Origin of the sequence: Mycetocola sp. BIGb0189 (genome assembly GCF_024810155.1) — a bacterium.
GTDB classification, from domain to species: Bacteria; Actinomycetota; Actinomycetes; order Actinomycetales; family Microbacteriaceae; genus Mycetocola; species Mycetocola lacteus.
Genome location: NZ_JANUED010000011.1, coordinates 1 through 15,583 on the forward strand (window position 1 = coordinate 1; position 15,583 = coordinate 15,583).

10 protein-coding genes are annotated in these 15,583 nt (G+C 69.3%); 9 read left to right on the forward strand and 1 reads right to left on the reverse strand.

Going from position 1 to position 15,583, the window contains the following annotated elements; all coding sequences use genetic code 11:
• Nucleotides 1–152: 152 nt before the first annotated feature.
• Nucleotides 153–3,734: a S8 family serine peptidase gene (locus M2390_RS15275; RefSeq protein ID WP_259180009.1), complete on the reverse strand. Its 3,582-nt coding sequence runs from the start codon at nucleotides 3,732–3,734 to the stop codon at nucleotides 153–155.
• A gap of 226 nt (nucleotides 3,735–3,960) precedes the next feature.
• Between M2390_RS15275 and M2390_RS15280 the strand changes: the two genes are divergently transcribed.
• The 9 genes from M2390_RS15280 to M2390_RS15320 all read left to right on the forward strand — a co-directional run bounded on the left by M2390_RS15280 (nucleotide 3,961) and on the right by M2390_RS15320 (nucleotide 15,451).
• On the forward strand, nucleotides 3,961–5,061 hold the full coding sequence (locus M2390_RS15280) for a hemin ABC transporter substrate-binding protein (RefSeq protein WP_259180010.1): 1,101 nt from the start codon (nucleotides 3,961–3,963) through the stop codon (nucleotides 5,059–5,061).
• Complete coding sequence (locus tag M2390_RS15285; RefSeq protein WP_259180011.1) at nucleotides 5,058–6,197, forward strand: iron ABC transporter permease; 1,140 nt, start codon at nucleotides 5,058–5,060, stop codon at nucleotides 6,195–6,197. Before M2390_RS15280 ends, M2390_RS15285 begins: the two co-directional genes overlap by 4 nt.
• Nucleotides 6,197–7,138: a heme ABC transporter ATP-binding protein gene (locus M2390_RS15290; RefSeq protein WP_259180012.1), complete on the forward strand. Its 942-nt coding sequence runs from the start codon at nucleotides 6,197–6,199 to the stop codon at nucleotides 7,136–7,138. The genes M2390_RS15285 and M2390_RS15290 overlap by 1 nt, the downstream gene beginning before the upstream one ends.
• Nucleotides 7,135–8,022 (forward strand): hypothetical protein, encoded by an 888-nt coding sequence (locus tag M2390_RS15295; RefSeq protein WP_259180013.1) that lies wholly within the window; start codon nucleotides 7,135–7,137, stop codon nucleotides 8,020–8,022. The genes M2390_RS15290 and M2390_RS15295 overlap by 4 nt, the downstream gene beginning before the upstream one ends.
• Nucleotides 8,022–10,133: an HtaA domain-containing protein gene (locus tag M2390_RS15300; RefSeq protein ID WP_259180014.1), complete on the forward strand. Its 2,112-nt coding sequence runs from the start codon at nucleotides 8,022–8,024 to the stop codon at nucleotides 10,131–10,133. Before M2390_RS15295 ends, M2390_RS15300 begins: the two co-directional genes overlap by 1 nt.
• Nucleotides 10,134–10,142: 9 nt before the next feature.
• A complete protein-coding gene (locus tag M2390_RS15305) occupies nucleotides 10,143–12,431 on the forward strand; it encodes a procyclic acidic repetitive family protein (protein ID WP_259180015.1) in 2,289 nt (762 codons plus the stop codon).
• Nucleotides 12,432–12,543: 112 nt separating this feature from the next.
• Nucleotides 12,544–13,233 (forward strand): heme oxygenase (biliverdin-producing), encoded by a 690-nt coding sequence (locus M2390_RS15310; RefSeq protein WP_259180016.1) that lies wholly within the window; start codon nucleotides 12,544–12,546, stop codon nucleotides 13,231–13,233.
• A 2-nt stretch (nucleotides 13,234–13,235) separates the two neighbouring features.
• Nucleotides 13,236–13,997, forward strand: a complete 762-nt coding sequence (locus tag M2390_RS15315) for a lytic transglycosylase domain-containing protein (protein ID WP_259180018.1) — start codon at nucleotides 13,236–13,238, stop codon at nucleotides 13,995–13,997.
• Nucleotides 13,998–14,026: 29 nt separating this feature from the next.
• Nucleotides 14,027–15,451 (forward strand): PLP-dependent aminotransferase family protein, encoded by a 1,425-nt coding sequence (locus M2390_RS15320; protein WP_259180019.1) that lies wholly within the window; start codon nucleotides 14,027–14,029, stop codon nucleotides 15,449–15,451.
• Nucleotides 15,452–15,583: the final 132 nt, after the last annotated feature.

The window sequence follows — 15,583 nt, forward strand, 5'->3', positions numbered from 1 at the left end:
GGGGGGGGTTTTTGGGGGGCCCCCGGGGGGGGTCCGCCGCGCGGGGGGGGGCCCTCAAACCGCCCAAACGGGGGGGGGCCGCCCCGGGGGGGGCCCCGGGGGGGGGGGGGGGGGCCCCCCCCCCCCCCCCCCCACCGCGGTTCCCAGCCTGCCTAGGCGGCGGGAACGTTCGGCACGTCCGCGGGAGCAATTGCGCGTCGACGTGGACCGAAAATAAGCAGGGCGGCGGTGGCGAGGAGGAGTCCACCGGCGCCGAGCAAAAGGAGTTGTTCAAGCGGGCTCAGGCTGAAGCCCGGGGTAATCGGGGTCAGGTTTTCGCCCAGGGTGACCACATCGGGATCCTCGGTCTGGACGGGAGCCGGGGCGGCATCGGGGGCCGCGGCCAAAGCCTTGGGGATCGATACCGGAACCCAGCCCACCAGCGCCCCGGCGGTATTCAGTACCGCAAACCGATACTCGCCGCCGGGCAGGCGGCTGAGATTGAGCCCGAGCGTGCCTGCATCACCCACGCGGACCCAGTCCACCGCGGTGGCCGAGGGGTACACGTAGAGGAAGTACCAGTCACCCGGCTTGGCACCGGGCACGGTGATCGCCAGGACTCCGTCGGTCAGGGTGGCTTCGAGCCCGCCGCGGTTGGACTCATCCAGCGGTGCGGCCGGTGCCTCCGGTGCGCGCTCGGGCTTGGGGGCACTCTTCTGTGGGGGAGCGGCGACCGCGCGCGGAGCGAGGGCGGACGGCGCGGTTTCGGGACCGGAGCTGTCGGGGGTCCCGGAACCACCCGGCTGCCCCGGAGTGCCCGGAGTGCCAGGCTGGCCCGGAGTCCCCGGAGTTCCGGGGGTGCCCGGTCCCTCGGGGGTGCCGGGTCCGCCGGGCTCCTCGATCCGTACCGGCCCGGTGATCGCGGGCGCGGGTGCCTGCGCGCCCGCCGGTGCGGCCCAGGACACCGCGTTGCGGAAGATCCGGGTATCGCTGCCCGACCAGTTGCGGCTGTCCAGGCCCGCGGAGGTGCCGTTGAGTGCCATCAGCACGTGTCGGTTGTGGGCGCGTTCATCCACGGCGATCCCCGTGCCGCGTGCGGTCGTGACCGCATCCTTCCCGGTCCCGACCGTGGTCACGGTCTCGGCCAGGATGCTCACCCGGGTGCCGGTGAAGCCTTCGAACCAGGCGTGATCCTTATAGGTCGAGGTGGAATCATGCACCACTACCGAACCCACGCCCGGTGCCTCGCCCGCGGCAAAGTTGGTGGTGAAGATCGGGTGATCGGCCAGCAGTCGATAGCCGGTGCTCGCCAGCGCCTCGTCGTCGGCGCGCTCGCGCACCGCCGGATTGCCGCGCAGGGTGCTCAGCTGGTTGATGCCCGCCTGCGGGCTGGAACCGTTATCCAGCCAGAGCACGCCGGTCCCGGCCGCATCGGTTTGGGTGATGAACGCGGTGAGTCTTGTGGCATCCACGGCCTCGGGGGCGTCCCACACCACCACGTCATAGCGGGTGGCATCGAAATCTGTGGGGAGCGCGGTGGCGCGGGTGGCCATGAGGTCACCGGCCGAAAGCATCGCCGTGGTCTGTCCACCGCTATCGCCGAGGACCAGGACGCGCGGGAGCGGTGCCAGCCGAAAGTCGATGGTGGTGCGTGAGGCCGCACTTACTGCCGCGGCGGGGGAGAGCACCCCGGCAAAACCCTCGGCCTGAACCTGCACCTGATACTCACCCGGCGGCAGCCCGGCGAAGGCGAAGGTACCGCGGGCATCGGTCTGCGTGTGCTGCGGGATGCCGCGTACTCCGACGCTGGCCCCGACGATCGGTGTGCCATCCATGTGGGAGAGCACCGTCCCGCGCAGCTCGCCCACGGTGATGGTGGGCAGCGCGAGGGTCAGGTTCTGCATGGACTGCGCGGTCACGGTCACCGTTTTACTCGCCGGGGTGTGGCCCAGCTTGGTGGCGGTCAGGGTGTAGGTGCCCGGCACCAGGTGCGCGGTGAACCGGCCCTGGGCGTCGGTGGTCCAGGTTTCGCCGCGCTCCCCGTGGGAGACCGTGGCACCCTCGATCGGGACGCCCTTCTCGGAGGTGACCACCCCGTTTACCCCGGAGGACTGGCGCAGCGCATTGAGGGCCGCAAACACGTTGATCCGTCCGGCACCGAACCGGGGATTCGGACGCGCACTGCCGTAGCGGTCGTCAAAGTAGGAGGTGTTTTCCAGCGCGGCGGCGATCTGGTCCACGCTCAGCCCGGCCTGGGCCGAGCGCAGCAGGGCAACGGCTCCGGCCACGTGCGGGGTCGCCATCGAGGTGCCGGTGGAATCGCCCCACTTGCCGCCGGGCATCGCCGAAAACACGCGGGTTCCCGGTGCCGAGGCGTTGGGCTTCACAAACGCCTGGGGCCAGCCCTGGGCGGCGGTGATCTCGGCAGGCCAGTCGGTCACGGCCCCGCAGGAGCCGGGATCCACGACGTTGTCGGGTCCGGTCATGCCCACCGCGAAGGTCTCGAAGATGTTCCCGGGGGAGGAGGTTCCGGTCGCCCCGCAGGGGGCGTTGCCGATCGCGATGGCCGGGAAGATCCCGGCCTTGCGCAGTGCCTGCACCGGGGCGATAAACGAGGCATCGTATCCGTTTGATCCCAGCGACATGTTCACCACGTCGGCGGCGCGGCCCGCGGGTTTCCCGTCGCCGTCGTAGGGGGCCATCGCCCACTGCATGCCGGCCAGGATCTTGGCAAACGAGCCACCGCCGGCCCCGCTCAGCACGTTGCCAACCATCAGGGTTGCGCCCGGGGCCACGCCGATCTGGGTGCGTGAGGCGGCCCCGCCCACGACGGTTCCCGAGACGTGGGTGCCGTGGGATCCGGGATCCGAGGGGACCGTGCGGATGGGCGTGCCGGAGCGATCATAGGCGATCCATCCGCCGGGGAAGGTGGGGTCGTTGAGGTTGCCGCCGGCGAGCTTGCCGGCGATGTCCGGGTGGGTGGCATCCACGCCGGTGTCGAGGACCGCGACGCGCACGCCGGCACCGGTCACCCCGAAGTCCTTCCAGACCCGGTCCGCCTCGATCTGGCTGATGCCGTAGGTGACCGGGGCGGATTCCTCCGCGATCCCCGGGGTCTCGGTTGATGCTCCGGCGGGCGCGACGGCGGGAATTCCCGGTGCCTCGGCCTCGGTCGCGGTAAACGACTCGGAGGGGGAAACCTCAAAATTGGGGACCACGCTGGTGGCGCCGGGCAGTGCGGCAAGCCGGGCGAGGATCTCCGGGGTATTGGGGGCCTGGACCAGGATCGAATTATTGATCCAGAACCGGTTCAGCACCCGCACTCCCTCGCCCGAGAGTGCCGCGAGGGCCTTCTCGGCGCGTGCCTGATCGGCGGTGGCCGTGCGTTCGAGTGCTGCGCTAGTGCGGGCCGGATCGCCGAGCGCGGCATCGGGGAGTTCGGCTTCGGTCAGGGTGATCAGGATTTCGATGGTGTCGGCGGTGCCGCTCGTTTTCGACGACTGGGTGCCGGCCAGGAGCTCGGGCGCGATCGCAGCGGGCTGGTCCGAGCCATCGGAGGGGGCCGAGTACTCCGGGGAGCCCGTGAGTTTCGTGGTTGCCGTGAGATCCGTGATTCGCCCGTTCTGGGCACCGGCCTGAGCGGACCCGGGCCCCAGCCCCTGTGCGAACGCAAACGGCGCGGCCAGCGCCCCCGCGGCCACCAGGGCGAGCGCGGTCACGCCGAGTGCGGCCGGACGCGACCGGGCCCGTTTCACCGCGATGCTCCGGCGGAACGCGGCGGTTTCGGCGCGCGTCGATGCGGCCGGTGGATTCGATCGGTGCAGGGGCATGACTCTCTCAGGGATTGGTGGGAAGGGTGCTCGGTCGGGTGTCGGGAAACCGAAGGCAACGCGATAACCATAGCGCATGATTGAAGAATTAATTAGGTAAGCCTTAACTAAATCTTGTTTAATTCAGTAAGGTCACGCTAACCTAACTTTCATGCCCCTCAACTCCCTACCCGGAGCGGGCCGAATCCTCAGAATTGCGCTGGCTAGCGGTCTAATTCTTGCTCTTTCGGCGTGCTCGCTTATTGTGGGCGACACTCCCGATGTCGCCCACACCTCCGCCGCATCCGCGCAGAGCCCGCGCCTCTTCGAGGGGCCCGACACCGCGCTGCTCGCCTCGAGTGACATCACCCCGATCACCACCGATCCGAAACCGCAGCTGCCGGTTACCGTGACCGGTTTGGACGATGTCGAGGTGCGGATCACCGATGTCAGCCGGATTATCGCCATCGACGGCACCGGCAGCCTGGCCTCGGTTGTCTTTGGGCTCGGCTTTGGCAAAAACGTGGTGGGACGAGACATCACCACCGGGTTTGACTCGGCCAAGCACCTGCCGCTGGTGATGGACAAGCACACGCTCAATGCCGAGTCGATTCTCGACCTCAACCCCACCCTGATCCTCACCGATTACAGCGTGGGCCCGTATGACGTGCAGATGCAGATCCGCAATGCGGGCATCCCCGTGGTCTTCTTCAAGGCCGCCGAAAACATGGACGATATCGGCTCGGTGATCCAGGCCGTGGCCACAACCCTGGGTGTGCCCGAGCTGGGCACAACCTACACCGCCGATTTTGAACGCCGCCTCGCCGACACCCTGGCCGAGGTCAAGGCGATGGCCCCGCAGGCCGCCGCCGATCGGGTACGGATGGTCTTTTTGTACATGCGTGGCAAGGCCGGCGTGTACTACATGTACGGCAATAATCCCGATGGCTCGATGGGCATCGCCGGGGTCCTGATCGAGGCTCTGGGCGGGATCGATGTGGCGCGCGAAGCCAACTGGACCAGCGGATCCCTCACCGCCGAGGGGCTGATGAAACTTGAGCCCGACCTGATCCTGATGCTGACCCTTGGCCTGGAATCCGTGGGTGGCATCGAGGGACTGATGAAGGTGCCCGGTGTGGCCCAGACCCCCGCCGGGGCACGCGAACGCGTGGTCGACATGAGCGACTATGAGATGTTCACCTGGGGTCCGCGTACCCCGGAGGTACTGCTGGCGCTGGCCCACGCGATCTATCGCACCGGGGATCACGCATGAGTATCCAGGACAAGCCGGTCGCCTTCACCGATCCCGCCGCCGGGCTTGTGCTGAGCACCCTACTGCCCAGCGCGCAGGTACCCGCCGAGCTGCCGCGTCCGCGCGCCGGACGGGTGGTGGCGCTGTTTGTCTCGCTGGGCGCGGGCCTGCTGATCGCGGTTCTGGTGGCCGCGGCGCTGGGGCAGCTCCAGGTACCGCTGGTGGAGGTCATCGGCTCAATCTGCGCCCGCATGGGTCTCGGCTGCGGGGTTCCGCCCGCACACCCCAACGGTGACGCGGCGCTCTGGGAGGTACGCTTCCCTCGGGTCGCGCTGGCCGTGCTGGTGGGGGCCGCGCTCAGCGCCGCCGGTGCGCTAATGCAGGGGGTGTTTGGCAATCCGCTCGCCGATCCCGGGGTGGTCGGGGTGTCCGCGGGGGCGGCCCTCGGTGCCAGCACCGTGATCGTGCTGGGATTCGGGGCGGGCAACGCCTGGGCGATCCCCGCGGGTGCCTTTGTCACCGGGATGCTGACCGCGCTGCTGGTCTACTCGATTTCGCGCTCGGGCGGACGCTCGGAGGTCATCACACTGATCCTGACCGGTATCGCCGTCAACGCGTTTGCCGGAGCCGTGCTGGCATTTTTGACCTTCGCGGCGACCACCAATCAGCGCGAGCAGATCGTGTTTTGGCAGATGGGTACCCTCTCCGGGGCCCTCTGGCCGCAGGTCGCGGTCATCGTGCCGCTCTCGGTACTGGGGCTGCTGTGCGCGTTCATGCTGGCCCCGCAACTGGACCTGCTGGCCCTCGGCGACGATGCGGCCCGACACCTGGGGGTCAACATCGAACGCCTGCGCATCGGCACGATCGCCGTGGTCTCGATCTTGACCGCCGTCGCGGTGGCCTTCGCCGGGATCGTCGGTTTTGTGGGGCTCGTGGTGCCGCACGTGATCCGGATGATCATGGGCCCGGGAAACCGGGTCTTGGTCCCGGCCAGCGCGCTCGGTGGCGCGCTCCTGCTGGTGGTTGCCGATACCTTTGCACGCACCGCGATCCCCTATGCCGAGCTGCCGCTGGGCATGCTCACCGCCCTCGTGGGTGGGCCGTTCTTCTTCTACCTGCTGCGCAGCGCGCGCAGTCGCACCGGGGGGTGGGTGTGATGATGTTTGGTCGACAGCTGCGTCTGCCCGAGCCCGCCGAATACGGCAGCGTGGTGCTCGCCGGGGCGGACGTGAGCGTGCGCCGCGGCGGGGACGACATCCTGCACGGGGTGGATATCGACGTGCGCGCGGGCGAGGTGGTGGGCATTCTCGGTCCCAACGGGGCGGGCAAATCCACCCTGCTCGGGGCGCTCTCGGGTGACCTGACCTATCGCGGTGCGATCACGGTGTCCGGACGCGAGGTGGGTGCCTGGGGTGGGCGGGCGCTGGCTCTGCGCCGCGCGGTGCTGCGGCAGTCCAATCCGCTGAGCTTCCCCTTCCCTGTCCTCGACGTGGTCAAGATGGGGCGCGCACCCTGGCGCGGCATGCTGGATCCCGATACCAACAACCGGATCGTGGCCGAGGAGCTGGTGCGCACCGACACGATGCGTTTTATCGAGCGTGTGTTCACCTCGCTCTCCGGTGGCGAGCGCGCCCGCGTGGCCCTGGCCCGGGCGATGGCGCAGCGGGCCGGAATCCTGCTGCTGGATGAGCCCAGCGCCGCCCTGGACATCAACTATCAGGAGCAGGTGCTTGCGCTCGCGCGCTGGTACGCCCGACGCGGGAACGCGGTGGTGATCGTGCTGCACGATCTGGCCGCGGCCGCCGCCTACACCGACCGCATCCTGCTGCTGCAGGACGGGCGCTCCCGGGCCTTTGGGACCCCGGAGGAGGTGCTCACTGCCGAGCTGCTGAGTGAGGTTTATGAGCACCCGATCCGGGTGAGCCGCGAACCCGATGGGGAGCTGATCGTGCTGCCCGTGCGCTTTGCCGACGAGGGCCCGCGGCACGGTGCCGAGTCTCCCACCGATGAGAGCCCGCGGCACAGCGCCGGCTCGCCCGCCGGTGCCACCCCTCTTTCTCCATCCGTTCCCCACTCGAATCAGGAAGTGTCCCCGTGACCACAGTGTCCCCGTTCCCTCGCGTCCTGCGCCGCACCGCGGTGCTGCTGCTCGGCGCACTTATCGCGCTGGCCGGGCTGGTATCCGCAGATCCCGCGCACGCCGCCTCCTCGGTGAGCGTGTCCGGTCGCCCGGCCCTGGAATCGCCCACCCAGCTGAGCCTGAGTGGGCGCGGATTCCAGTCGCTGCCCAATGCCCCCGGGGGCATCTACGTGTTCTTCGGCGCGGTCTCCACCCCCGGATCCAACGCGTGGGCCCCCAGCCAGGGCGGCAGCACCGGCGTGACCTATAACTACGCGGGGACCGGGGGAGCACAGCTGCTGGTGTCTTTCCCCGGCGGATCCTCGGCGAGCCAGGCCAACGGCCAGATGGACGCCGCCGGAAACTGGAATGCCACGATCACCGTCCCGGGGCTGAAGTTCGCCGCCAAGGACCGCAACGACGTGGTGCGCCAGGTGGACTGCGGGACCGTGCAGTGCGGGATCATCACGATCGGCGCGCACGGCCAGTGGAACGCCAATAACGAGACCTTTACCCCGGTGAACTTCGCCGAGGGCACCGTCTCGTACTCGGACGCTCCGGTCGAGGTGCCCGCGGTCTCCACGATCGAGGGTGCCAGCGAGGCCCCCGTACCTGCCGCCGAGGAACCCTCGGCCGAGCCCAGCGCGGCTGCCGCCCCCGCCGCCAGCCCGTCGGCCTCGCCCCGACCCGAGTCGGCGGCCCAGAACTCCGGAGCCGATGGCGCATCCGTCCTGGTGATCGGGGTGCTCGCGGCCTCCGTGCTCGCCCTCGCCGGGGCCGGTTTCACCGTCTGGTTCCGTCGCCGAGCCGTCCGCACGGCTCACGTCACAGCACCCGAAGAACCCAACCTGGAGGAACGCTAATGCTACGTCCTACCCGGCGCCCCCGAGCGAGCTTCGGCTCGCGTGGGATCGCCCTGACCCTGGGCACGGTCCTGCTCGCCGGCGCGTTTGCCACCGGCACCGCGCAGGCGCTGCCCGCCCCCGACAACCCATCCGCGGCCCCCGCGGCCGCCAGCGACCGGGTGACCTCGGGCAACCTGAGCTGGGGTGTGCGCACCTCGATCCGCAACTATCTGGAAAACTTCGGCCACACCAACGGCTCGGTCGAGGCCCGTCCGCCGGCGACCTACGCGCCCGGTGATGAGGCCGCGGTCTTCCCCGTGACCAGTGGCACCGTGGATGCGGTCGCCGGAACCGCCGATATCGAATTCGGCGGGGCCTTCAACATGAAGGGCTTCGGCGAGGCCTGGTTCCACTTTGACCAGGTGCGCCTGGTGATCGAGAATCAGACCGCCACGGTGCGCGTGAACATGCGCGAGACCTACCAGAACAAGACCGCGCAGCCCGGCTTCGCGATCGCTCGCTTCCCGCTGGCTCAGCCCCCGAAGCCCGACGCCAACGGCGTGCTGGAGCTCCGCGCGCTGCCCGGAAAGTTCACCACCGAGGCCGTGGCCAACCTGCCGGTCTTCGGCGCCGAGTCGCCCTATGCGGCCCCCAACGATTTTGTGGATCCGCTAAGCGTGCGGGTGCAGGTGGGCGAGCCCGCCACGAACCCGTCCACGCCGCCGACCCCCGATCCCTCGACCCCGCCGACCACCCCCTCGACCCCGCCCACGACCCCGGAAACCGGGCCGTACGGGGCGAGCCAGGGCAAGGCGCTCGCCGGATCGGCCGCTCGCATCACGGTCACCCCGGGATATGCCCTGAACGCCAACGGGGACACCCCGATCACCGTGCAGGGCACCGGATTTGATCCGGGCACCGCCGCCCCCGGTGAGGGAACCGGTGGAATCTACGTGGGCTTCGGTCAGCTCGCCACTCCCACCGACACCGAGTCCTGGCGGCGTAGCAAGGGCGGTGTGAGTGGCGTGGGCCGCGACTTCAACTACGGTGCCCCGCGCTTCGTGGCCGCCCACAACACCGCCAACGGTGCGGTGGCCGACGCGGTCATGGATGCGCAGGGCAACTGGACCTTCAGCACCGTGCTGCCCGGTAAAACCCTCGCCTCCTTCTTCGACCCGAACGCCACCATGGACTGCGTCGAGGCCCAGTGTGGTGTGCTCTCCTTCGGCGCGCACGGCATGATCAACGCCGCCAACGAGGCCTACACCCCGCTGTACTTCCAGGGGCAGGACGAGACCGGCTGGCCCGAGCGCGGCACCGTGGTGGTTCCGCCGATCACGACCCCCTCGACCCCGCCGACCACCCCGAGCCCGCAGCCCAGCACCCCCGCCGTACCCGATCTGGTGACCCCGCCGGTGGGCAAGGCGGCCCCCTACGGAACCAGCACCGGCACGAATCCGACCGGTGCCAGCCTGGCCGTCTCCCCGGCCTGGAGCCTCGGCGATAAGCAGCAGCAGGTCACCCTCACCGGGAAGGGATACGACACCAGCAAGGACTTCGGCGGTGCCTACGTTCTCTTCGGCTGGATCGACCCAGCCAAGGGCACCCAGTGGGGCCCCGCCGGAGGCGGACGCACCGGCTTCGAGTACGTCTACCACCAGGAGGAGGAGTTCCAGGGGCTCGTGCTCTACCCCGGGAACACCAACGCGGGCAGCACCGATTCGGCGCGTCAGGGCCGGATGGATGCCGCCGGGAACTGGTCGGGCACCTTCACCATCCCCGACTCCCAGTTCACCGCGTTTGGCAAGACCATCGACTGCTACCGCGTGCAGTGCGGCGTGATCACGATCGGGGCCCACGGCGTGCGCAATGCCGGGGTCGAGGTGTTCACCCCCGTGTACTTCACCGGTGAGGCCGACAATGCGGTGGTCGCGGGCGCTCGTCCCGACACCGTGAGCGGGCAGGGCCAGGCCATCGACGGCCAGGGCCTCGCCGGCACCGGATTCGACCAGAACCAGCGTCCGCTCTGGCTCCTCTCCGCCCTGATTCTCTCCGGCGCCCTGTTCAGCATCGTGCTGGCACGCCGATTCCGACGCACCACCCCCGAAACAGCAACCTCCCACAACTAAGGAACGATGATGACCCGAGAAAGAACTCGCACACCCCGTCGTGTGCTCACCGCGACCGCCTCGGTGGCCGCCGCGACCCTGCTCAGTATGAGCCTGGCGACCCCGGCCTTTGCCGCGATCCCCAGCAACCCCGATGTCAACCCCACCGGCACCGCCACCGGAACCGGTGAGAGTGGCAACACGGTCACCGTGAGCCCGGCGAAGGGCCTGGATCCCAATAAGCCCACCACCGTGACCCTGAGTGGGGCCGGCTTCAACACCGGAACCGCGCCGTTTGGTGGGGCCTACGTCCTGTTTGGCTACATCAAGCCCGTGGATGCGACCAAGCCCGCCTCCTGGTCGCCGAGCAACGGCGGCTCGACCGGGAAGACCCTCAACTACGCCGAGGGCGCGGGAACCTTTCAGGGCCTGGTGGGCTTCCCCGGCACCGACGCGAGCGGCGCAACCCTGGGCCTGATGGATTCCACCGGTGCCTGGTCGGGCACCCAGCAGATCCCCGGCGCGGTGTTCACCTCTCAGGTGGGCAAGGAAACCATCGACTGCTATGAGGTGCAGTGCGGCTTCATCACCATCGGAGCCCACGGCCAGATCAACAAGGGGGTGGAGTCCTTCACCCCGGTGAGCTTCGCCGCCCAGAAGGTAGTGCCCGCCGCGCCGACCACCACCATCGTGAACCCGCCGGTCACCAACCCCAACGCCTCGGCCAGCTACTTCCTGGGGACCAACGGTCAGGTTTCCGCCGCGGTGACCCCGGCAACTGCCGCCGGAACCGTGGAGTTCTTTGACGGGACCGTGAGCCTCGGCAGCGCCCCGGTTTCCGACGGAACCGCGACCCTGACCACCAAGAAGTGGGCGGCCGCGGGTTCGCGGGCGATCACCGCAACCTTCACCCCGAGTGACGCGGCGGCGTTTACCGCCTCGACCACCGAGCGCACGACGACCTATAAGGTGGTCGACACCGCCCGCGTGATCGGCGACATCACCGCCGCCGATGCCGGATCCATCGCGCTGGATGGTGCGGTCCTGAACTGGCCGATCGCCAACGTGTACAACTCGTTTGGCTACTGGTTCGACAAGATCGCGGTAGACGGCAACGTGAGTGTCCCGGCCACCAAGTCCCCGGCCACCGCCGAGGACCGCCAGTACAACACCAACCGTGAGTTCACCTTCAGCAAGGGCACCGGCAAGACCGACCCCGCCGGCAACACGGTGATCGAGTACACCGGTACCGCACGGATCACCTCCGGTGAGGCCAACCAGTGGAACTTCGCCAACCCGCGCGTGCACGTCAACGCGGCCGGCGAGGGCTACATCGACGCCGAGTTCTCCGGCTACTTCAAGATCGACGAGCAGATCGACTACACCGCCGAGCGGCTGACCATCGCCACCTTCCGTGGTGCGACCCCGGCCACCGACACCGATGGTGTCACCTCCTTCTCGGTCACCCCGATCTGGGAGGGCCAGACGGTTGCCGGCACCTGGAGCGGCGCCTACACCGGTTCGTTCCCGAACGAGTTTGTGTCCAAGCTCAACCCGGGAATCTCGTCCTTCTTCTATCAGTCGGGATCCAGCGCCGACCCGTTCAAGGCCGCCCGCGCACTGAGCGTCAGCTTTGAGCGTGCCGCGGTGCCGGTCACCGTGGACAAGACCCCGGTGATCACCGGTGCCACCGCCGATGCCAAGACCGGCGTCTACTCGATCGCCAAGGACGGCTCGGCCACCCTGACCGCGACCGCCCAGGGCTTCCCGATCCCCGTCGTGAGCTGGGAGCGCAGCACCGATGCCGGGAAGACCTGGCACGCCTTCCCGGTGAAGCCCGCCGCCCGGGTCGCCGCGTTTGCCGCCGCCGCTGCGGACGCCTCGGCAACCATCACCGTGACCGCCGATGACGTGGCCGAGGGCGCACAGTTCCGCTCGGTCGCGACCCAGGGCGATGCGGTGGTGCACGGCACCGTGGTGAGCTTCGCGGTGGCCGCCGCCGTGGACCCGGAGCCGACCACCAGCCCCGAGCCGACCACGAGCCCGGAGCCCACCACCAGCCCCGAGCCGACCGCCAGCCCGAACCCGTCGAACCCCACCTCCACCCCGAGCACCCCCGCCACCCCGGGGAACTCGGCCAACCCGACCGCCGGTGCCGCACACCCGAGCACCCCGGGTGCTACCCCGGGCTCCTCGGCCGGAGCCAAGGAACTGAGCAACACCGGTGCTCACGGCATCTGGGGTGCGGGCATCGCCTCGGCCCTGCTGCTGGCCGCCGGTGCGGGACTGTTCCTGCGTCGTCGTCACGCCACTCAGTAACACCGGTGTGACGCATCGTTATTGCTGATGCGCCGCACCTCCCAACGGATCGGGGCTCGGGTTTTCCGGGTCCCGATCCGTGCAGCGTTTTCCCTCACCTTTCAGGAGCATCATGACCGATCCCATCCCCACCCCCGCCCCCACCCTGTCCGCCCGGCTGCGTGCGGTGTCCTTCGGCGGACACGAGCAGCCCGCACCGATAGCCGATCCCGCACCGAGTTACTACGACGCGTTTCTTGATGGCGAGCTGAGCCCGCACGGCGTGGGCGCGCAGGTCGCCCAGCACTACCTCATGTACGAGGCGCTCGAGGCCGCGACCGATGCCCATGCGCGGCGGCACGGCCCCGGTTTCCCCTTCGATTTCCCCGAGCTGCGTCGGATGGAGGCGCTGCGGGCGGATATGGCGTACTGGTTCGGACCCGGGTGGCGCGATCACCTGGAGGCAACCCCGTACATCGCCGAATACGTTGCGCGGATCAACGCCGTGTGCCCCGACTCGCTGCCGCACCTGATCGCCCACCACTACACCCGGTATCTGGGGGACCTCTCCGGCGGGCAGATGATCGGCCGCCGCTTCGCCCGCTCCTACGGGCTGGACACCGAGGACGGTCGACGCTTCTACCTGTTCCCCGAGATCCCCGATGCCCGCGCCTTTAAAGACGGCTACCGGGTGCTGCTGGACGGCCTGGACCTCACCGAGGCGGAGATCCTGCTGATCGAGGACGAGGTACGCCTGGGCTACACCCTCAACAACAACGCGGTCCGCGACCTCGACGCCCGGCTCGACACCTATCGGGCCTGAACATGCATCGCGCCGCAGTACCCCGCACGGTGCTGGCAAGCCTGATCGGTGCCGTGGGGGTGGGATGCCTGATCATGGCCGCGCTTGCGCTGGGGGACCGGCCGGCGGCGAGCGCCGAGGAAGACGCCCCCGCGCCCACCTCTGTACCCGCGTCCACCAGCCTTCCGGTGGGGACCGCGGTACCCACAGAAGCACCGCTGATCGTGACCGTCGAGGGCACCGGCGGGCCGGACACTCGTTGGATCGTCACGATTTCCGAGCGCACGGGCATCCCCGAACGCGCGCTTGTCGCCTACACCGAGGCGGCTAGACGGGTGGCCGAGGAGTCTCCGCGCTGCGGTCTGGGCTGGAACACCCTCGCGGGGATCGGCGCGGTGGAGAGCGATCACGGGCGTATCCACGGAGCGAGCCTGACCGCCGCGGGCATCGCGAGCCCGGCGATCATCGGCCCGGCCCTCAATGGCAACGGATTCGCGGCGATCCCGGATACCGACGGCGGCACCCTGGACGGGGATACCGTGTGGGATCGCGCGGTCGGGCCTATGCAGTTCATCCCCGACACCTGGCGGCGCTATGGCACGGGCAACATCCACTCGATCGACGATGCGGCGCTCGCCGCGGGCCGCTACCTGTGTGCGGCCGGCACCAACCTGCGCGATCCCGATGGGTGGCGTCGCGCGGTCGCCGCCTATAACAACACCCACGACTATGCGGTGGCGGTCTCCGAGCGCGCGCACGCCTATGCCCGCGCGGATAGGGACTGAACCCGGCCCCGGCTGCCTAAGATGGGGGCATGAACGAACCCGCGCTCGCCGCCCGCACCCTCGTGGTCCTGCTGGGGGATTGGCGCGGGTCCGGCACCACCTATCGCAACCTGGCCGACCGCATCCGGCTGCTGATCCTGGACGGCCGGATCCCCTCGGGCACCCGGCTGCCCGCCGAACGCGACCTGGCCGAGCGGCTTGGGCTCAGCCGGGCGACGATCAGCTCGGCTTACCGGGATCTGCGCGAGCGCGCGGTGCTGCACTCGGTGCGTGGATCGGGGAGTGTGGCGCGGATCAATCCCGCATCCCTGGCCCGCGAACCCGGGGGACGTCCGGTCCTGCTCGACCTCGCCCGCGCCTCGCTGCCCGCGGCCCCGCAGCTCCCCGAGGCCGCGCTGGCCGCCGCCGAGGCCCTGCCGCGCTACCTGGATGCCGACTCCGATCCGGTGGGTCTGCCCGAGCTGCGCGCGGCCATCGCCGCCCGCTACAGTGCCCAGGGGCTGCCCACCCGGCCCGATCAGATCATGGTGACCCTGGGCGCTCAGCACGCGATCGGCCTGGTCACCCGACTGTTCCTCGCCCGCGGGGATCGCGCCCTGATCGAGCATCCCAGCTATCCCTATGCCCACGACACGATGCGCGCACTGGGTGCCCGGGTGGTCGCCGTTCCGGTGACCGCGGAAACCGGCTGGGACGCCGACGAGTTGATCGACACGGTCGAGCGCACGAGCCCCGCGCTGGCCTACCTGATGCCCGACTTCCACAATCCCACCGGTGCCAGCATGCCCCGCGACCTACGCGAGCGGCTGTGCCGAGTGGCAGCCAAGCAGGGCACCGTGCTGCTGATCGATGAGACCACCGCGGACCTCGACATCGACCGTCCCGGACCGGTACATCCTTTCGCCGTGGATAACCGTTCGGGGGCCGAAATCATCACCGTCGGCACCGTGGGTAAAACCCTCTGGGCGGGCATCCGGCTCGGCTGGATTCGCGCCGAAGCCTCCACGATCACCCGCCTGGTGGCCTCGCGCACCCGCAGCGACCTGGGAACCTCGATCCTCGAACAGCTCACCGTACTCGAGGCCTTCAAGGCGATGCCGCAGATCCTTGAGCTGCGCCAACGCCAGCTTCGGGCCACGCGTGATGTCACCGTCGCCTACCTTGCGGCACGGGTGCCCGAATGGCAGATCCCGCACGTGCACGGGGGGCTGGCGCTCTGGGTCAACCTGGGCACCCCGGTGAGCTCAAAGCTGACCCTCACCGCACGCCAGCACGGACTGCTGCTCTCGGCGGGTCCGCGGTTCGGCGCGGATGGGGCTTTTGAACGCTTCCTGCGCATCCCGATCACGGGCCCCAGCGAGGCCACCGAGACCGCGCTGGCCGCCCTGGTGGACAGCTGGGAGGAACTGCGTGCCGCGCCGGATCTGGAACTGCCGCCGCCCGGACGCTACTAGGCACCACCAATTTTTCTCCCCGATGCCAGATCTCGGGCGCGGATGGTGTTGCAGACAACGACGGGGTTCACGGAAAACGCCCGCGATCATGCGAGAATAGGCGGCGAGGCGTACCGACACCAGGCCGGTATC

Coding starts and splice junctions, on each gene's coding strand:
- M2390_RS15280 (WP_259180010.1), top strand. CDS start 3,961: ATGCCCCTCAACTCCCTACCCGGAGCGGGCCGAATCCTCAGAATTGCG.
- M2390_RS15285 (WP_259180011.1), top strand. CDS start 5,058: ATGAGTATCCAGGACAAGCCGGTCGCCTTCACCGATCCCGCCGCCGGG.
- M2390_RS15290 (WP_259180012.1), top strand. CDS start 6,197: ATGATGTTTGGTCGACAGCTGCGTCTGCCCGAGCCCGCCGAATACGGC.
- M2390_RS15300 (WP_259180014.1), top strand. CDS start 8,022: ATGCTACGTCCTACCCGGCGCCCCCGAGCGAGCTTCGGCTCGCGTGGG.
- M2390_RS15305 (WP_259180015.1), top strand. CDS start 10,143: ATGACCCGAGAAAGAACTCGCACACCCCGTCGTGTGCTCACCGCGACC.
- M2390_RS15310 (WP_259180016.1), top strand. CDS start 12,544: ATGACCGATCCCATCCCCACCCCCGCCCCCACCCTGTCCGCCCGGCTG.
- M2390_RS15315 (WP_259180018.1), top strand. CDS start 13,236: ATGCATCGCGCCGCAGTACCCCGCACGGTGCTGGCAAGCCTGATCGGT.
- M2390_RS15320 (WP_259180019.1), top strand. CDS start 14,027: ATGAACGAACCCGCGCTCGCCGCCCGCACCCTCGTGGTCCTGCTGGGG.